At 49.3% G+C, this 18,290-nt stretch carries 14 protein-coding genes and 1 tRNA gene; 8 read left to right on the top strand and 7 right to left on the bottom strand.

Annotation, left to right across the window (positions count from 1 at the left end; translation table 11 throughout):
• Window positions 1-18 precede the first annotated feature (18 nt).
• The 3 genes from DDT52_RS01195 (at window position 19) to DDT52_RS01185 (ending at window position 3,260) form a co-directional block, all read left to right on the top strand.
• Window positions 19-480: a tripartite tricarboxylate transporter TctB family protein gene (locus DDT52_RS01195; protein ID WP_136154742.1), complete on the top strand. Its 462-nt coding sequence runs from the start codon at window positions 19-21 to the stop codon at window positions 478-480.
• Window positions 481-493: 13 nt separating this feature from the next.
• Window positions 494-2,020: a tripartite tricarboxylate transporter permease gene (locus DDT52_RS01190; protein WP_136154741.1), complete on the top strand. Its 1,527-nt coding sequence runs from the start codon at window positions 494-496 to the stop codon at window positions 2,018-2,020.
• Window positions 2,021-2,231: 211 nt separating this feature from the next.
• Entirely contained in the window at window positions 2,232-3,260 is a 1,029-nt protein-coding gene (locus DDT52_RS01185) for a LacI family DNA-binding transcriptional regulator (RefSeq protein ID WP_136154740.1), read from the top strand.
• A 231-nt stretch (window positions 3,261-3,491) separates the two neighbouring features.
• On the opposite strand, the gene gspS is transcribed toward DDT52_RS01185, so the two are convergent.
• The gene (gene gspS / locus DDT52_RS01180; RefSeq protein ID WP_136154739.1) at window positions 3,492-3,899 is read right to left on the bottom strand and encodes a type II secretion system pilot lipoprotein GspS; all 408 of its coding nucleotides are present in this window, start codon (window positions 3,897-3,899) and stop codon (window positions 3,492-3,494) included.
• Between the two features lie 160 nt (window positions 3,900-4,059).
• Window positions 4,060-5,301 carry an alanine transaminase gene (gene alaC, locus DDT52_RS01175; RefSeq protein ID WP_136154738.1) on the bottom strand — a complete coding sequence of 414 codons (1,242 nt, stop codon included), beginning with the start codon at window positions 5,299-5,301 and terminating at the stop codon, window positions 4,060-4,062.
• Window positions 5,302-6,033: 732 nt separating this feature from the next.
• Between alaC and dgcN the strand changes: the two genes are divergently transcribed.
• From dgcN to DDT52_RS01160, 3 genes are read left to right on the top strand one after another with little or no spacing between them, the layout of a single operon-like run.
• Complete coding sequence (dgcN, locus tag DDT52_RS01170) at window positions 6,034-7,035, top strand: N-acetyltransferase DgcN (RefSeq protein ID WP_136154737.1); 1,002 nt, start codon at window positions 6,034-6,036, stop codon at window positions 7,033-7,035.
• The gene (gene dgcA, locus DDT52_RS01165; RefSeq protein WP_136154736.1) at window positions 7,032-8,012 is read left to right on the top strand and encodes an N-acetyl-D-Glu racemase DgcA; all 981 of its coding nucleotides are present in this window, start codon (window positions 7,032-7,034) and stop codon (window positions 8,010-8,012) included. Before dgcN ends, dgcA begins: the two co-directional genes overlap by 4 nt.
• Window positions 8,013-8,054: 42 nt before the next feature.
• Window positions 8,055-8,915, top strand: coding sequence for a D-amino-acid transaminase (locus DDT52_RS01160; protein WP_136154735.1), 861 nt, complete (start codon window positions 8,055-8,057; stop codon window positions 8,913-8,915).
• Window positions 8,916-9,025: 110 nt separating this feature from the next.
• Here DDT52_RS01160 and DDT52_RS01155 read toward each other — a convergent pair whose 3' ends face one another.
• The gene (locus DDT52_RS01155; RefSeq protein ID WP_136154734.1) at window positions 9,026-11,476 is read right to left on the bottom strand and encodes a DUF3772 domain-containing protein; all 2,451 of its coding nucleotides are present in this window, start codon (window positions 11,474-11,476) and stop codon (window positions 9,026-9,028) included.
• A gap of 404 nt (window positions 11,477-11,880) precedes the next feature.
• Here DDT52_RS01155 and DDT52_RS01150 point away from each other — a divergent pair.
• Both DDT52_RS01150 and DDT52_RS01145 read left to right on the top strand, forming a co-directional pair.
• Window positions 11,881-11,957 (top strand) — tRNA-Arg (locus DDT52_RS01150).
• Window positions 11,958-12,152: 195 nt separating this feature from the next.
• Window positions 12,153-13,367, top strand: a complete 1,215-nt coding sequence (locus DDT52_RS01145) for a tyrosine-type recombinase/integrase (protein WP_048638033.1) — start codon at window positions 12,153-12,155, stop codon at window positions 13,365-13,367.
• A 296-nt stretch (window positions 13,368-13,663) separates the two neighbouring features.
• Here DDT52_RS01145 and qatD read toward each other — a convergent pair whose 3' ends face one another.
• Genes qatD through DDT52_RS01125 form a run of 4 tightly spaced genes read right to left on the bottom strand, consistent with a single transcriptional unit; the run spans window position 13,664 to window position 18,271 of the window.
• Entirely contained in the window at window positions 13,664-14,377 is a 714-nt protein-coding gene (gene qatD / locus DDT52_RS01140) for a Qat anti-phage system TatD family nuclease QatD (protein ID WP_048639843.1), read from the bottom strand.
• An 8-nt stretch (window positions 14,378-14,385) separates the two neighbouring features.
• The gene (gene qatC / locus DDT52_RS01135) at window positions 14,386-15,690 is read right to left on the bottom strand and encodes a Qat anti-phage system QueC-like protein QatC (RefSeq protein WP_048638032.1); all 1,305 of its coding nucleotides are present in this window, start codon (window positions 15,688-15,690) and stop codon (window positions 14,386-14,388) included.
• On the bottom strand, window positions 15,687-16,439 hold the full coding sequence (locus DDT52_RS01130; protein WP_048638031.1) for a hypothetical protein: 753 nt from the start codon (window positions 16,437-16,439) through the stop codon (window positions 15,687-15,689). The genes qatC and DDT52_RS01130 overlap by 4 nt, the downstream gene beginning before the upstream one ends.
• Complete coding sequence (locus tag DDT52_RS01125) at window positions 16,439-18,271, bottom strand: KAP family P-loop NTPase fold protein (protein WP_231604140.1); 1,833 nt, start codon at window positions 18,269-18,271, stop codon at window positions 16,439-16,441. Before DDT52_RS01125 ends, DDT52_RS01130 begins: the two co-directional genes overlap by 1 nt.
• Window positions 18,272-18,290: the final 19 nt, after the last annotated feature.

Genomic DNA, 18,290 nt, shown 5'->3' with positions numbered 1-18,290 from the left:
GCAGGAGGGAGAATATCTATGCGCAAGTTTAATATCCTCATCGGTTTAATGTCCGTAGGCATGGGCGGATTAATTTTGTTCCTGTCGAAAGATATGTCGATGTTTGATGAATATGGTGTACCAGGGGAAAGATTTTGGCCTTACGGTCTGGCATGGCTATTTATCGGATTGGGCATTCTACAGTGGGTTGTGGTCGTCAAAGATCGTCTAGCAACCGATAAACCCGTGGATTTGTCTTCCAAATTTGTCCGGTTAACCTATGTTCTGAGCATAATCGCCGTCGTATACGGCATTGTGCTTTCCTGGGCCGGTTTTATTCTGTCCGCAATGATCTTTATTCCGGTCACCATGCTATTTATGAATGAACGTCGGACATGGTATATCGCGCTATCAACCCTGTTAATTGTGACGGCGGTTTACCTCTCTTTCACTTATTTGTTCAATTCGCCTTTACCAACATCAGTTTTCAGCGAATCCTGAAAAGGGAATAATTATGAACGACGTCCTTATGGCATTCTCTATTGTGTTCAGTTTTGACACAATAATTGTGGTTTTCTTAGGCGCGCTGGCCGGTATTCTCATCGGTATTATTCCCGGCCTGACGGTTAATATGGGGATCGCGCTGTTGCTCCCCCTCACCTACTCCTTCCAGGGCGTCAGCGGTATTTTATTATTGCTGGGCGTTTATTGTGGCGCGATATATGGCGGTTCAATTACCGCGATACTGATCAGCACCCCGGGCACGCCGGCCTCTGCGGCCACCGTGCTGGATGGTTACCCGATGGCAAAACGCGGCGAAGCCGGCAGAGCGCTAGGGTTATCAACCATGGGTTCTCTCTTTGGCGGCGTCTTCAGCACCATCGCGCTTATCCTGGTCGCGCCAATGCTGGCCACCGTCGCCACCGGGTTTTCGGCGCCGGAATATTTTGCGCTGGCGATTTTCGGTATCAGCATCATCACCAGCGTGTCGTCGCAATCGATGATAAAAGGGTTGATCGGCGGCGGTATCGGACTGGCCATCGCCACCATCGGGCTTGACCCCATGACCAGCGGCATGCGCTTTACCTTTGACTCGGTGTATCTGATGGGCGGTATTTCATTTATTCCCATTCTGGTTGGCCTGTTTGCTTTTTCTCAGGGATTGCTCAGCTTTGAAGAAGATTATCGTGAGCGGTTTTCCAACAGCGTTCAGCGAAACGTTGCCAGAATCTCTCGCATCCTGCCCAGTTGGGAAGATTTCCGGCGCTGTCTGCCAACCTGGTTACGCTCATCGGTCATTGGTACTGCCATCGGTACGATACCGGGCGTCGGGGGAGATATTTCATCGTGGATTGCCTACAACGAAGCCAAGCGCTGGTCAAAGAAACCCGAAGAGTTCGGTCACGGTTCGCCTGAAGGCGTGTCCGCGCCAGAAGCCGGCGCCAATGCCGTATCCGGCGGGTGTATGGTGCCGCTGATGACGCTGGGTATTCCCGGTGATGGCGCTACGGCGATCATCATGGGGGCCTTTCTGGTTCAGGGGCTGGCGCTGGGACCCCAGCTGTTTACGGAACACCCTGTCGAAGTGAATACGATTTTTATCGGCCTGATGCTGGCTAACCTGTTCATGGGGCTGCTGGGCTTTATGGGCATGAAGCTATTCGTCAAGGTAATGGACATTCCCCGCACGATTCTGGTCCCCACCATTCTGTTGTTGTGCACCGTTGGGGCTTACACGGTCAACCACAGCATGGTCGATGTGTTTGTCATGATGGGCGCCGGCATTGTGGCTTATATCCTGATTAAACTGGATTTTTCCATGTCTCCGATTGTCATTGGCATCATTCTCGGTCCATTGGCCGAGACGAATTTACGACGTTCGCTGATGATGTCGCAGGGGGATCCATCCATATTCTTCACGCGACCGGTCTGTGCCGTTTTCATTATCATCGCGTTATTGACGCTGTTGCTGCCGATTTTTTCTCCGGCAATAAAAAAATGGCGTCAGAAAAGGCGCAACGTGTGTGAGAAACCGAATTAATAAGCCTGTAAGTCAGGTTCTGAACTGGTGGTGAAATGCTCAAATGATATACTTTGCCGCCAACCTCAATAGATTGATGGCGGGCATCCATACCCGCCCCCCTGCGGGCTGTCGCTGATGCGACGTTTTTTGCAAGTTGCAGGAAACCAACCGCCTGTAACCTGAAAGAAGCAGGGTAAAATCGTTAACGGAATTAATCTGGCGTACATTTATGGCAAAGACGGTAGAACAAATTGCCAATGCACTGAATCTCTCCATTACAACAGTGCGTTTAGTGCTGAACGACAAAGCGGAACAGTACCGTATTAGTGAAAAAACACAGACGCGGATTAACCATTACGTAGCGGAACATGGTTACGTCGTTAACCATACCGCCCGTAGTCTCAAGCTCAATAAAACCGATACGCTGGGGCTGATTGTGCCCCGCCTTTCCAACCTGTTTTTTTCCACGCTGGCGGAAAAGCTGGAAATGCGCTGTCGTGAGGCAGGTTATCAATTAATGATCAGCTGTACGTATAGTGATGAACGCTACGAGAACAAACTGGTCGAATCCTTACTACAGCGTAATATCGACGGTTTATTTGTTGTCCCTTCAACTCAGCAAACGCAAAACCACCATCTGAAGCTGATAAATCGGCCGCTGGTGTTTCTCGATCGTGACTTCGGCGCCTGTGACGCGCCGCTGGTCATGAGTGATAACTTTCAAGGCGCCGTTCAATTAACCGAAGCGATGCTGGCGAACCATTATTCCACTTCGCTATTTTTCATGGCCGGGGATATCCAGCAGCCGGCCATTAAAGAGCGTTTGCGCGGTTATCAGCAGGTCATGGAACAGCAAGGGCTGTTCAGGGAAAGTCAGGACTGGATCCTGGAAGCCAGCCACAACCGCCGTGAAGATGGTGAACAGATGATGCGTGAGTTTTTCACCCGCCATACCGATGCTCCGCACGCATTTATCGCCTCATCCCTGCCGGTGCTCGAAGGGGTATTGAGCGTATTACGCGAACGCTATGGGCATATCCCGGCGGAAATGAATATCGGCACCTTTGATGAACACGCCATGCTGGGATTTCTATCAAACAATATCTGGTCAATGCGCCAAAATGAGGATGCCTGGGTCGAACAGGCGTTTTCCGCCATGCGGCATGCTTTGCAAGGAGAATCCGGTACAAGCAAGGCCATTATTCCCATGAAAATGATCCACCGCCACCGCGCATCAACCATCAACACGGAAACGTGAATCCCGTAACGTTGATGCTTAAAAAAGTTGGAAAGGAAAAGCAATTCTGATATTAACATCGCGATAATGGTTTACCTAAGGACTCAGCGCGTGGATAAAGCACCGGACGCCTCCGCCCCGCCAATCGCGGCCGCCCATGCCGCGGCAAACTCAGACCGGACGCCGCATCAGAAAACCATTCCTCCCGCTGTGATACACGATGGAATTATTTCGCCGGATGATCTCTGACGCTTAACGGTAGCTGCGTAATGCATCAATAAAAGGCGTTAGCGTGCGGTTAAACTCGGAACACTGTGCTTCCTTCGGCGTGCTGTCTTTCAGCAATCCCTGATACAGACTTTCACTGCGCTGCGGCAACCCCTGATAATTTGAAACATCCCATCCCCGCTGCTTCGCCACTGCCAGCGCGACATTATTAATCGTTGCTTCATCGGGAAGATCGCTGCGGTTGCATTGCGATTTCAGATACCGGGTCGCCGCCACCAGCGACGACAGTTGATTCAGTTGATCATTAACCGGTACGGCAACAGCGTTGTTCGCCGCATTTTCTTGATTGGCAGACGAACCCGCCTGCTGGCAGCCGGCCAGACTGACACAAAATAGAGTAAAAACAGAAAATTTGAACAGAGATAACGGCATGACACAACTCATCCTGATTGAGATTAACGGCGGGTATTCTAACAAATGTTCGCCAGCTGGCACTTTATCGATATCCCATATCATCGATAAAACGCAAAAAAAGAAGCCGACGATGACCGAAAAACATTCCCGGCCGACAGACCGGGAACATCGGTATCATTCAGGCAGCGGAAACCTTGCCTGACGCCGTTTTCGGCGGCGGTAAAATGCCATCGGCACGGAACATGGCCTTGATGCCGCGAACCGCCTGTCGGATACGATCCTGATTCTCTATCAACGCGAATCGGACATGCGTATCACCATAGTCACCGAATCCAATCCCCGGGGACACGCACACCTTTGCTTCAGCCAACAGACGCTTGGCGAACTCCAGCGATCCCATATGCGCATACGCGTCCGGAATTTTAGCCCAGACATACATGGAAGCCTTCGGTTCATCCACCATCCAGCCCGCTTCATGCAGACCGCGCACCAAAACATTGCGTCGCTGGCGATACTGCTCGGCAATATCCCGAACACATTGCTGATCGCCTTCCAGCGCCGCAATCGCCGCCACCTGCAAGGGGGTGAATGTGCCGTAGTCGTGATAACTCTTGATGCGAGACAGCGCGTTGACCAACTCCTGGTTACCCACCATAAAACCAATACGCCAGCCGGCCATGTTGTAGCTTTTCGACAACGTGAAAAACTCGACAGCAATATCCTTTGCGCCGGGCACCTCCATAATTGATGGCGCCTTCCAACCGTCATAAACGATGTCGGCATAAGCCAGATCGTGAATCACCAACACGCCATACTGTTTTGCCAGCGCCACCACCCGCTCAAAGAAATCCAGCTCGACACACTGCGCAGTCGGATTGGAAGGGAACCCAAGAATCATCATTTTGGGTTTCGGTATGCTTTCGCGGATCGCCCGTTCCAGTTCATTAAAGAAATCCACACCGTCAACAAGTGGAACAGAACGCACCTGAGCCCCGGCGATCACCGCCCCATAGATGTGAATCGGGTAGCTTGGGTTTGGCACCAGCACAGTATCACCATGATCCAACGTTGCCAGCATCAGGTGCGCCAATCCCTCTTTAGAACCGATAGTGACGATCGCTTCACTTTCCGGATCGATTTCCACCTGATAACGGTCGGCATACCAGCGCGAAATGGCACGACGTAAACGAGGAATGCCCCTGGAGGTCGAATAACCGTGGGTATCCTCGCGCTGAGCAACAGTACATAGCTTTTCCACGATATGAGGGGGTGTCGGACCGTCCGGGTTACCCATGCTGAAATCAATAATGTCCTCGCCACGACGACGAGCCGCCATTTTTAATTCAGCAGTAATATTGAATACGTAAGGGGGGAGACGATCGATGCGCGTAAAACGGCGCGGAGAATTAGAATCAGCCATAGCATCCTCAAAGTAACGTGAGCGCCCGGACCGTCCGAGCGACGCCTGGATCCGTTTCGCGGATCAGTTATTAAAGCTATCCCAGATTATGGAATCTGTCGATATGACATTTCATAAATTTTTATGCCGCGAAAAGCGGGCAGGCAGGTTGGTCATTCATCCGAATCGCTTGACTACCCAAACGTACGTCCGGGCTATCCAGTAGAAAATAATGTATTTCCATCGTTTTTATTTATACCTGCCTTTATCAGAGATATTAATTATTCTTTTTACAACCTGCAAAACATCAGAATCATTGATACTGATAATAGGGAAATCGAATTTTCATTAACAAATTAAAAACAAAAAATGTCATTGCTTTATTATGGGGCCCCATAATAAGTCAACTCACCAAATTGGCGCATTTAAGCCAGTCAGGAAAAATAAAATAGACAAATAAAATCAATTAATTAATAAAAACAAAAACATAGCGCCCCATTCTTTTTTATAAAAATCCGTCATATTTAAAAATAAACATCAATTGCAAAATTTAATTTGTAACAAGTCATAAATACCAGTTTTTTATTTCAATAAAATGATTAAATTGCAGTTCCTATAACTTAATAAGCATTGATATTGACAATAATATATTCATCATTATTATCAGTTTTAACTTCATATCATTTATCAAATTTAACTTTTCAAAAAAGCGATCTTTCAATCAACATTTTCCTATATTTATGAGGATAAATAATGGATATCAAAAAACCTTATTTGTTATTTCTGGGGGATGCACACGATCAGCTGGCAGCCAAGGTGGCGATCGGGATTAAGCAATGGCACCCGGAGTATTGCGTTGGGCAATATCGTATGGATGGTTGCCATGCCGACTGTGACTTACCCGATCTCGACATCAGCGCCGCTCGCGCAGCAGGCGCACAAACGTTGGTGATTGGCGTTGCCAACCGCGGCGGTATCATTTCTGAACAATGGATTACGGTGCTGAGTGAGGCACTGGAAAGCGGCATGGATCTCGCTGCGGGTCTGCACAATCGTTTGTCTGATGTCCCGGAGCTCAAAGAATTGGCCGCCAAACTTGGCCGGTCGCTGTTCGACGTGCGCCACCCTTCACAAATCTACCCGGTCGCTAACGGACGTAAACGTTCAGGTAAACGCTTGTTACCCGTCGGAACCGACTGCTCCTGTGGCAAGATGTATACCGCGCTGGCAATCGAAAAAGAAATTTTATCACGTGGCGGCAAGGCAACATTCCGGGCAACCGGCCAAACCGGGATCCTGATTAGCGGCTCCGGCGTCAGTATCGATGCCGTGGTATCCGACTTCATCGCGGGTGCGGTTGAAACCCTCGCTCCAGCCAATGACGAAAACCATTGGGATGTCATCGAAGGCCAGGGTTCACTGTTCCACCCTTCCTTTGCCGGCGTCACAACCGGCATTATCCATGGCGCTCAACCGGATGCGCTGGTGCTATGTCATGAACCGACGCGCAAAACCATGCGCGGTGTCGATTACCCTATCCCTGATTTAGCCGCCTGCATGGCCCTGAATCTATCAATGGCGAAGTTGACCAACCCTAATGCGCGCTTTGTCGGAATTTCAATAAACAGTGCCGCACTCAATGAAGAAGAAGCATTACAATTAATGGTCGATCTTGAGAAGAAATTTGGCCTGCCTGTTGTGGATCCGTTCCGGCAGGGAGTAGGACGTATTGTTGACCAATTGGCTGACCTATGATCGACATTCAGTTATCCCATGAAAGCTGGCCGTTACAGGGTACATTTACCATCTCGCGCGGCAGCAAAACTCAGGCTGATGTGGTCGTGGTTACGCTGCGATCCGGGGAAGCCACGGGCTATGGTGAATGCGTGCCCTATGCCCGTTACGGAGAATCCATCGCCAGCGTGATGGAACAAATCACCGCGTTAAACAGCGATATCCGTCACGGGCTGGATCGCGAATCTCTGCAAACCCGGCTACCGGCGGGCGCGGCGCGTAATGCGCTCGACTGTGCCTTTTGGGATCTGGAATGCAAGCAGCATAACCAGCGAATCTGGCAGCGTCTGAATCTGCCGGCGCCGGACGTATTGGAAACAGCCTATACCTTGTCGCTGGACACCCCGGCACGGATGCAGCAGGCGGCGCAGCAAAACGCCAACCGTCCGTTGCTCAAGCTGAAACTGGCGGACAAAGACGATCTGGCCAGAGTAACGGCGGTACGCAAAGGGGCCCCTTCCGCACGCTTGATTGTGGATGCCAACGAAGGATGGGATGCCGATCTCTATCTCAAGCTGGTGCCGGAACTCGCCGCGCTCGGCGTTGCGATGATCGAACAGCCGCTTCCCGCCGGGAAAGACGGCGTATTGGCTGAATTGCCACACCCGATCCCGATATGCGCCGATGAGTCCTGCCATGACAGCCATTCACTTGAGGCCATCGCCGGGTGCTATGACATGATCAATATCAAGCTGGACAAAACCGGCGGTTTGACCGAGGCTCTTCGCCTGCGCGCCCGCGCACTGGATCAGGGTTTGCAGATCATGGTTGGCTGTATGGTAGGCACGTCGCTGTCGATGGCGCCAGCCTTTATCGTGGCTCAGGGTGCACAGGTTGTCGATCTGGACGGCCCACTGTTATTACAGCGCGATCGAACCAACAGGCTGCATTATGACGGCAGCAAAATACACACGTCAGCAGCGGCGCTTTGGGGCTAAAACGCGTTAAGCTGCATTGAACGACTATTAAGGAGTGTTGTAATGCAACGTCTTGTTTATGTTGATGGGCAATATGTGCTGGAGAGCGAGGCAAAAGTTTCTGTATTTGACCGTGGATTCCTCTTCGCCGACGCCGTATATGAAGTGACCGCGGTTGTGAATGGCAAACTGGCCGAGTTTGACGGTCATATGGCGCGTCTACAGCGTTCCTGCCGTGAACTGTCGCTCACGCTGCCCGTTACCCCAACCGAACTGAAGGATATCCATCATGCCCTGATCGAAAAAAATGGCATGAAAGAAGGCGCGATCTATTTACAACTAAGTCGCGGTAACGCTGGCGATCGTGATTTCCATTTTCCTTCAGCCGAAGTGAAACCCACGCTGGTACTGTTTACCCAGGCCCGCGCCGTTCTGGACAACCCCAAAGCGGACAGCGGCCTGCATGTCGTAACCTGCCCCGACATACGCTGGCATCGCCGGGATATTAAAACCGTCGGCCTGCTTGCAGCTTGTCTGGCGAAAGAGTATGCCCACGCTCAGCATGCCGATGATGCCTTTATGGTAGAAAACGGATTTATTACCGAAGGCAGCTCCTGTAACTGCTATATCGTCCTGCACGATAAAACCGTGGTAACACGCCCGCTAAGCAACGACATCCTGCACGGCATTACCCGTCAGTCATTGCTGAAGCTGGCCTCCGGCGATCAGATCAAACTGGAAGAACGGCTCTTCACTCCGGAAGAAGCCTACCACGCCAGTGAAATTTTCATCAGTTCAGCAACCACCTTCGTTTTACCGGTGGTTACGCTTGACGGCAAAACCATTGGAGACGGTAAACCCGGCCCGGTCGCTCGTCGGCTAAGAGAAATCTATATTGAGATGGTGAAACAGCAGGTCAGGTAAGCTCCAGACCGCTTCAGGCAAAAAGGCTCCGGTGTCAACACCGGAGCCTTTTTACTTTATGTCACAATGGAACGATCTCAGCACCATCGCCCACATTCCCTAACGGCGCATTACGGTTTTCCTTCGATCCCAACATCATCCGACAGGCCAGCGACTGGGGTTTCCAACACCATTCTCTGCGGAACCGCCAGAGGAATACTGGATTCCCTCAACCGTCTGATAATATCAAACAGCAGATCGCTTTTCGCGCCTGAAACCAGACGCGGGCTGCTGACATAGCCGGTCACGCTCAACACCATACCCGTCGGGGTTAACTGGCTGAACGTGACGGATGGCGCTGGCGAGTCAAGAACAGAGTCATGGGCAGTATAGGCATCCAGCAAAATGGATCTGACTTCCTCAGGATCGATATCCAGCGGGAACGTCAATGCAAGCGTCGCCACCCCAAGCGCATTCCCCATTGTAATGTTGCGCACATTCTGCGAGATAAACTGCGAGTTAGGGACAATAACCGTTGAACGGTCACTCAACTGAATTTCCGTTGCCCGCACGTTAATCCGTCTGATATCCCCTTCCACGCCGCTGATATTCACCAGGTCACCCACCTTAACCGGACGCTCGGTCAGCAGAATCAACCCGGAAATGAAGTTTTTTACGATCTCCTGTAAGCCAAAACCGATACCCACCGACAACGCGCTGACAATCCATGCCAGCTTACTCCACTGAATACCGAGCGTTGCCAACGTCAGCAGGATAATCAGGATATAACCTATATTACTGAACAACGTCACCAGTGACGCTCGGATACCGCGATCCAGCATCGTTTTGGGAAGGAATTCCTCCTCCAGCCAGCGTTTCGAGGAGCGTAAAACATAGACCCCGATCGCCAGCAAAAGCAGCGCATTCACCAAATGGGCAGGCACAATACTTAATGTTTCCAGCCCTTTGCCACCCCAGAGCTCAACGGCTTTTTGTATCAGCGCCAGCGGCGTCGTGGTGCCAAACGTGCCGTTCAGTAACGCGACGGCCGCCATCAGAATCAAAAACACTTTACCAGCAGCGGAAAGCAACGCCGCTGCCTGCGCTAAATGCCGATCGTCAAGATTGAGCGAGTTTTTAATTCGCCGGCCGCTGGCGTTATTAGGCGAAAATACGCTTTCACAGATATCGGTAATAAACGTCGAAAATAGATAAAGGCAGGAAAAGACCATACCGATCCAGACCAGCTCATAGGTCAGGAACCGCGCCAGCGAGATATAACCGATGACCAGTGAAAACAGTACAGAGAACGAGGTAGCCAATACAGCAAGGTGAATTAGTCCGGCCAACGTGGAACGCGCTTCCGGCTGCGCACCATCACGCACCATCTGGCGACGGATTTGATCGCTCTTTAACGTAATCGCGCCAGAGGTCAACGCCAGAAAAAAGGCGGAAAGCCCATTGACCATGATAGTAGCAGCCACCGACGTTCCCACTGTAGCCGTAACCTGTTCAACCATGCCAAAAAACAGAATGAAAACCGCGGCGACCACGGGGAAAGGCTTCATCGCCTTGGCTACCGGATTCGCGATCGCGGGCAACCGCCAGGATGGTCGCTGATTCGAAAGAAACGCACGCCCCAGCCCTGCAATCACCGAACAAAAGATCACCAGTTGCGTCAGCGTATCCAGAAACGTTTTTACCCGTTCGGCCGACTCACCATGACGGGTAAACGTGAAATCCACTAAATTTGCGGCAATGCCTATCGTCAACACGGTGGAAATAACGCTTGCCGTTGCCAGAAAACTTCGTCTTAGGCGTCCTTCCGGCAACAGATGGATCCCGGCCCAGGCCAGGTACTTTTCCAGATAACGGCGTCCCGCGGAAACCAGGGCGGCAGCGGCCAACAGCAGAAAGATGGAACCATATCGCCAGTCCGGTTCCCAGGAAGCCAGGAATGCCTGATTCAACTGTCCCTGAAACACGCTGAGCCGCCGCAGATCCTCCGCTTGCGGCGTCACAATCGGCGACCAGAAACGTGCGCCTAAAATACTGCCGGAATTCAATGCCAACTGGGTTTTCAACGCATTACGCCGCAGGGTGATAATCTGCGCGGAAAGATTGGACGCGCCGGCCCGCAATGCCTGAATTTTCTCAATCTGGGTATCCAGCTTTGCCTTCTGCGCATTCAGATTGTTGCGCTTACGGGTGACCTCATTGGTTTCATTAATGGTAGAGCCCGATTCCGGCGCAGGCCCAAGAACATCCAGTTGCGCCTGTAATTGCGCCCCGAGCGGAGCGACAGACGCGGCAAGGTCATCGGCACTGTTGACCAGTTGCAGCGTCGTGTCGTTCAACGCCCCGAACTTGCTATCGCTGTTGGCACCCGACACCTGCTGTTTGATGCTATCCAACTGCTTCTGCAACTTCACCAGTTCAGCATCAATATTTATTTTCACTGGCTCTTCAGTTTGTACAGGCTGCGAGTCAGCATCGGATTCTGCCGCAGCTGCATATCCGGCAGGCAACATAAACATCGCCAAAAGACAAATACGCAATAATGCGGATAACAAATTATGCATAAATCGAAAAATTCCCAGTTCGACAGAAATTGCGGAGGTTATAAACAACAGTAACCGTACCAGACAACCCAAATTGTCACTTTATCTAGTGTACCAACGTCGTATTCTGGCGAATACGTCCGAACATAACTTACAGCGGATTTCTGAAGCGGCACAGCGGAGAATGCTGAAAGACGCATCCTTTTCATATTTAGCATGAATGAAGCTCACTAACGCGACGACCCGCAAGGGTGGACGCCAGGGATGATGGACCCAAAAAAAGCGCAGACGATAGTGAGACAGACCAAAGCTGTACAGGGATTCACCGTATAGCGGAAATCACACGCCAATTCGTTGACTCACTGAGGCGTGTGGGTATAATCCAGCCCACTGTTATCTCACTGACAGCGTTATCTCCTCGCAACGCGCCCTTAGCTCAGCTGGATAGAGCAACGGCCTTCTAAGCCGTAGGTCACAGGTTCGAATCCTGTAGGGCGTACCATTTCGAAGTAAATAGACGTCAACCGACGTCTTTTTTTGTGCCTAAAATTCAGCTAATTAGCCTTAATTCGGCTATTTTCACTCTACTGAACTCTATCAACATCAATGTACATCAAGTAATCTTTGTTGGTACATCTGATGGTACAAGCCCGTTCAATGAATTCTTATACCAACAACCAGCAACGGAGGGCAGCATATGGCGCTTACCGATGTAAAGGTGAGAAGTTCAAAACCCACAGATAAACCCTACAAACTCACTGATGGGGAAGGAATGCATTTAATGGTGCATCCTAACGGTTCAAAGTACTGGCGTCTGCAATATCGCTTTGATGGTAAACAGCGCATGCTGGCACTGGGCGTTTATCCTCAAGTCACATTATCCGAGGCCCGTCAGCGCAAGGATGAGGCCAGAAAGCAGATCGCCAATGGCATCGATCCCGGTGAACAAAAAAAGCTGGAAAAACAGGCTCGTCAAACCGGTATTGAAAACAACTTCAAGGCCGTCGCACTGGAGTGGCATGAATACAAACGACCGAACTGGTCTAAAGGCTACGCTGACGATCTGATGGAAGCGTTTGAAAACGATATCTTCCCTGATATCGGTAAACGTCCTGTCGCCGAGATCAAACCGCTGGAAATGCTGACTACACTGCGCAAACTGGAAAAACGCGGCGTGCTCGATAAGCTACGCAAGATCCGACAGGCCTGTAGTCAGGTATTTCGCTATGCCATCGTTACCGGCAGAGCGGAAAACAATCCGGTCTCGGAACTCGCCAGTGCGTTAACCCCGCCCAAGGCAGAACACTTCCCTCACCTGCTGACTGATGAATTACCGGATTTCCTGCGTGCCCTATCGTCTTACTCCGGTAGTAAAATCACGCAACTGGCAACCCGCATACTGATGCTGACCGGCGTTCGTACCATTGAATTACGGCAGTCAGAATGGAAAGAGTTTGATTTTGACAAACGGATCTGGGAAGTACCGAAGGAACGGATGAAAATGCGCCGCCCTCACCTCGTCCCCCTATCCGATCAGGTGATCGATGCTCTGCAACAGCTCCATGCCGTTACCGGGCGCTATAATCTGGTTTTCCCTGGCCGTAACGACATCACTAAACCAATGAGTGAAGCCAGCATCAACCAAGTACTGAAACGAATTGGATATCATGGGAAAGCGACAGGCCACGGCTTTCGCCACACCATGAGCACCATACTACACGAACAAGGGTATAACACCGCCTGGATCGAGTTACAGCTCGCTCATGTGGATAAGAACACCATTCGTGGCACGTATAACCATGCGCAGTATTTGGAACAACGGAGGGGGATGTTGCAGTGGTATGGGGATTTTATTGATGGGTTGGAGCGTGGGGATTCTGGGAAGGTTGTGATGATGTGTAAGCGAAAGTAGGCAGAAAAACAATTGGCCGGAATTGTTCCGGCTTTAGTACAGTGTGTATGTAGTTCACTGGTTTCATAGGGTTCACGCTAAAGAGATGCCGTGGAGCAGGGATATCCAAGCACATATCAGAAGATAAAACTGAAATACACAGGTTAGTCATTGCAACAAGGCACTGATCCGACAAAGTGCCGCTAAATCTGACTGTCGGCTGTGAGAGAGAGGAGCGGAAGTTCGAAATTTTAATCAGCACTGATGGGGTTCACGAACATAGGGATGTACCAATCTTGGTAATCACACTAATACAACTAAGAACTACATAACGTCTTGAAATTATCAAAAAGCTGAGCTTTAACCTCCATCTGGCTAATCCCCCATAATGTGGCTAGCTGCCTCTCTGCAATCTCCCCTTCCCATGGCATTAAAGGATCATTACGAAACTTACCAAATGGCCCATCGGTTTCTGTCAGAATTCGTGATTTGGGAATTTTCAAAGCTAAGGCTTTCCCCTTTATTGTATCGAGCATAGCTGGCCCCACAGAGAACCAACACCCTAAATCGATTGCCCTTTCTAGCTGCTTAGGTGTCCCAGTGAACCAATGTAATATTGCTACCCCGTCAATATTTTCGATCTCATCAAGTACAGCTGGCGCACTTCCTCGGCTATGAATGGTCATAATCTTGCCCCCAGCCCGATTTACGCTATTGAGTATGTGCCGGAATACCTTCAACTGGACATCCCAATGATCTTTAAATCCCTTACCACCATCCAGCCCTATTTCGCCAACATATCTAGTCTGCGAAAGCAATGAATCAAACAGCTCTAACTCATGCGATCTTTGATGTGCAATTTGGGGATGGAGCCCAAGAGCAGTTCGGATTCGTTGGCTTCCTTTAGCTAGTAAAGAGGTCCCATGCCATGCTCTCGGTGTCGTTGTTACCGATAGTATATAAGTCCCTCGACGCCTGCACTCCTCAGCCACTTGTTCTGGCTGAGGATATAAGTCAAGATGACAGTGCATGTCGATGCTCACACAATTCCCTCACTCAGTAAGTAGTTTTCGACTTCATTTAGGCCATCCATAAACACCTGCTTAAAATTATTGAATGCTGCCACAGGCAAGGGACCGCTCTTGGCGACCCATGTTCCTATTTTCAAAGTCGATTTCTGTGCGATTGCAATCCTAAGAGCGATAAGATCATCCCTGCGATCAATTTCATTCATTACTTTAGCCAGGGACTGGAAAGTGTAATCAGCGTCTCTATTAATCCCACCTGCATGAAGCGATGCTCGTCGAATGATGCACGGTACACATACCCCACACTGCTGATCCGTTCGTTTCCAATGGCTGCAAGATACCGTACTTTCTACAACTTCAGATAGGAGTTGCTTATCCAAGCATTGATAAACCATTTGCCCCTTTGTTTTGAACTGATATGGGTTGATTATTTGGCAAGGAATTCCGACCGCATCAAATAGCTGTTGTATGCTGGCAATAAAATGTGGATGTGTTGTTCGTGTACTCAGCGTACCTATCCGGCGGGGGGTTAGTGGCGCATTTAACGAGATAAACCCATTTTCAGGTACAAACAGATCGATCTTTTTTTGTTGAGATACTTCTTGCACAGCACAAGCGCCTACAGCCGCAAAAGCAAGAAAATTGAGGCTCCGCGTTCGCATCGTAATGTCAGTCGCTCCTTGATATAGATGCGGATCAGCATTAATTTCAAATCGTGAGTATCGACCATTCAATCTTTCAGCAATTTGATCTTGGCGTGACTTATCTCCTTTATAGGCATGACTAACCAAAAGCGGAGCACGCCCTAGTGTCAGAAGATCTATTGCGCCAATAGCCGAGTCCAATCCACCCGAAAATAAGCTGACGCAATCAAGCTCTTTGAGCTTAATCAGATGAAACCTTGAATGTTGACTATAAGGTTCTGGCGGTGCATAACCACCGTCACAAAATTCAAAATCCCAGATGTCCCCACTTAGGAAATGCAAAGCGCTTTCAAGCTCTTTCTTTAGACCAATCCATCGAGATGGCTCATGAAGGGGAAGTCGTAGCGATAATTGACGAGTCCAACCATCTTCGGAACTTTCACGCTGAACGAAGGTATCAGCAGCTGTTACCGCTAGTGCGATGCTCAGAAAATCCATGACTTGAGCTGGAATTTGTACTCCCAAACGCCTAATTCGATCAATCGCAGGATTCCCGATTACAGATATATCACCGCGACCCTGTCCGCTTAATCCATAGAGCTGTACGGGCAACAAGTTATCACCTGCTAGCGGTAATTGGCGATGATCATGATGGAAAACTAATTGTGTCATTGGTAGGCCTCCCACTCTTGCCAAGCCTCAATGATTGCCTGACGCTCAATTTGAAGCATTTGATTTTTTGAAAAAGTTCTGATGTTACCGACAAGTTTTGGAGCCATGTGCTTATCAACAACAACTTTGATTAGTTCTCGAAGTTCAATTTCTGCATGGATTGCTTTTGAAGGAGTATCTGCTTTATTCCATGCCTTGCTAGAATCCATAACCATCTGAAGAAAAATACTTTCCGCTAAATAACCAATCATGGTATCAACAATCACACCATCGGTTATGCTTTGAGGATCGAAAATTTCCACACCATCGAGAGCCTCCACTAAAGCATGATTCATTGCTGCGCAAATCTTCTCTGAGTCACCATCCTGAGATGTTAAAGCTTGAGCAATAGCTGATATTGCCAGTTCGCATGGGAGACCAGCCAAACTGCCTATATCGATGCCTGGTTCTCCGGGAGCAGCAGGTATTCCTGCCAAGATCCCAAACAATCCGGCCCCTGCTTGTGTAACACTACCTAATCGTCGAGCCGCACTACTGCTTCCCCCAGAGGCTTTTCGCGCGTAGTGCCCTATGGCCTTCCTGAAGTCTCCTCTATTACCGTTTGAAACCGCATTTCCCAAAGATTCTCGAAATGGTGCAAACCTTCTTTCTTGTGGAGAGGGTAACGGTTGCTGTGGCTGGTCATCAGCCCAGGGGGGAACCAGTGGAGAACCACCTCCTGGACCTGTACTTGATTGTGAAGTTCCCATTAAGCGTCCTTATTCCATTGCTCATCTTTTAGTGCTGCAGTCATCCACACTGGCCGTTTCATCCCCAGCTGCAACTCCTGCAGATAACGAATCAATATACTAGCCGCATCTGCCGAGTAACGAGCCAGCAGACATGCGCCGGAAAAACCTTTAGGTCTACGAGCCCAATCTGACACTTGCCTTAACTGGCTGATTAAACCCTCCATAACAGGTACTTGCTCCTCACGAGGAAGCATTTCTAAAAGAGTATCAGCTGTAGGAGAGCTTGTATTTTTCAGTTCAATAAGTGCATTCAGTGCTTCCCGGCCAGATGGCGATAAACCAACCACATATGCACCTATTGGCATAGTTTCTCGGGACAGATATATGGCGGCTCTCAAGTCGATTCCGCCAAGGCGTGGTTCAAGTTGGGCCCATTGGCTGATGAAAGCTTTAGTCGTTGGATTATCAGTCCATGTCTTTGGCGCTTCTGAAGGTATTTGACCGTCAGCATCCTCAAGCTGTTTTAGTAGCTGGGGCATACCTTGTTCAATATCTACAAGGTGATATAAATCAGCAGTACCATCTACTCCAACACATCGCTCAAAGATTACTAACTTAGTGATAATTGCTTCATCCAAAGGCATCGCTCGTCGCTTCGCAATTTGAGATCGCATTTTCACAACATTCAACAAGCGCTTAACGATCCTAGGATTGCCATGAATAATTGGAGAGTTGGCTAATACAGGAGCAATACGGTCCGCGCGTGCAAATGCCAAAGCGAGATTACTATCCTCCGATTCACCAGTCATTTTTAGGGCATCCTGACGTGAGATTGGTTCATCTTTCCAGGATTGCTGTAATGCCTTTTCTAAGCCATCACGGAGAGTGGTAAGTTTTTCGCCTTTTAAGCCATGTTCAATAGCATAAAGCATGAACAGATATGAACGAATCTCACGTACCCCAGCTCTTGGCACCCGAATAGGAACCTGGATGAGCTTATCGAGATAGTCTATTTGATGGCGCTGTGATGCCCCCTTGAAGTAATCAGCCACAGAAGAACGAATCATGTCCTCATCTGCTGCAATGATAAAGGCAGTATTAGTTAAGAAAAGGAATAACCTGATAGCTTCAAGCGTATGAATAGCATTGGCAGGTAGGCAGCGATCAAGGTTATCTATTACCACGATGAGCGGCTTACCAAGCTCATCTAAAATTTCCCCATATTCCTTACGAAAAGCATCAATCTGCTGAGGAGGGCTTTTTTTAGCCTCTGGTTTAAGCAAACTGGCAGTCTTTTCTTTACCTTCTTTAGCTAAATTGCCCAAAGCCTCATACTCTTCTTGGCTCTGGATACCATGAGTAATATTTTTTAATGCACCAATGCCTTTGGAAAGGAAACCGCCAGTCGGAACTCCTGCAAGTAAAGCAGCTCCTTCAGCCAGAAGACCCATTGCCCTAAACCCATCAACTCGACTAAGGAGCCCCTTCGCTTTTGAGGTAAGGGTAGCATTTCCATCCGCAGCTTTTGTCAATGCTGTAGCGATGATTTCGAGAAGAGCAGCTCGAGCGTCGTCATAACCCTGATAGAGCCAAGAGTCAAAGTTGATAACAATCCAATCTTTGTCATCCTGTTCAAGTTTTTTCTCTATCAATTTTAACAGAGAGGATTTGCCAGCCCCCCAATTACCAAAAATTCCTATAGATACAGGTAACATACCTTCCGTGATGAGCACATCCACGGCTAACTGCGACACTTCACCAAAATTTAGGTAATCTTCTGATGATTCCTTGTCTGACCACATCTGCTTATCCTTTATTTTCTCGATTGATGGAAGGTCCAAATCATCCATGGCAGGGTCTATTCAAGAT

Source organism: Brenneria roseae subsp. roseae (assembly GCF_003115845.1).
Lineage (GTDB): Bacteria > Pseudomonadota > Gammaproteobacteria > Enterobacterales > Enterobacteriaceae > Brenneria > Brenneria roseae.
Note: the sequence above shows the minus strand (reverse complement) of the source record. Positions and strands in the feature narration are given on the sequence as shown.

Bases quoted from the DNA above. Each gene is read 5' to 3' on its own strand.
- DDT52_RS01195 (WP_136154742.1), top strand. From the start codon at position 19: ATGCGCAAGTTTAATATCCTCATCGGTTTAATGTCCGTAGGCATGGGC.
- DDT52_RS01190 (WP_136154741.1), top strand. From the start codon at position 494: ATGAACGACGTCCTTATGGCATTCTCTATTGTGTTCAGTTTTGACACA.
- DDT52_RS01185 (WP_136154740.1), top strand. From the start codon at position 2,232: ATGGCAAAGACGGTAGAACAAATTGCCAATGCACTGAATCTCTCCATT.
- gspS (WP_136154739.1), bottom strand. From the start codon at position 3,899: ATGCCGTTATCTCTGTTCAAATTTTCTGTTTTTACTCTATTTTGTGTC.
- alaC (WP_136154738.1), bottom strand. From the start codon at position 5,301: ATGGCTGATTCTAATTCTCCGCGCCGTTTTACGCGCATCGATCGTCTC.
- dgcN (WP_136154737.1), top strand. From the start codon at position 6,034: ATGGATATCAAAAAACCTTATTTGTTATTTCTGGGGGATGCACACGAT.
- dgcA (WP_136154736.1), top strand. From the start codon at position 7,032: ATGATCGACATTCAGTTATCCCATGAAAGCTGGCCGTTACAGGGTACA.
- DDT52_RS01160 (WP_136154735.1), top strand. From the start codon at position 8,055: ATGCAACGTCTTGTTTATGTTGATGGGCAATATGTGCTGGAGAGCGAG.
- DDT52_RS01155 (WP_136154734.1), bottom strand. From the start codon at position 11,476: ATGCATAATTTGTTATCCGCATTATTGCGTATTTGTCTTTTGGCGATG.
- DDT52_RS01145 (WP_048638033.1), top strand. From the start codon at position 12,153: ATGGCGCTTACCGATGTAAAGGTGAGAAGTTCAAAACCCACAGATAAA.
- qatD (WP_048639843.1), bottom strand. From the start codon at position 14,377: ATGCACTGTCATCTTGACTTATATCCTCAGCCAGAACAAGTGGCTGAG.
- qatC (WP_048638032.1), bottom strand. From the start codon at position 15,690: ATGACACAATTAGTTTTCCATCATGATCATCGCCAATTACCGCTAGCA.
- DDT52_RS01130 (WP_048638031.1), bottom strand. From the start codon at position 16,439: ATGGGAACTTCACAATCAAGTACAGGTCCAGGAGGTGGTTCTCCACTG.
- DDT52_RS01125 (WP_231604140.1), bottom strand. From the start codon at position 18,271: ATGGATGATTTGGACCTTCCATCAATCGAGAAAATAAAGGATAAGCAG.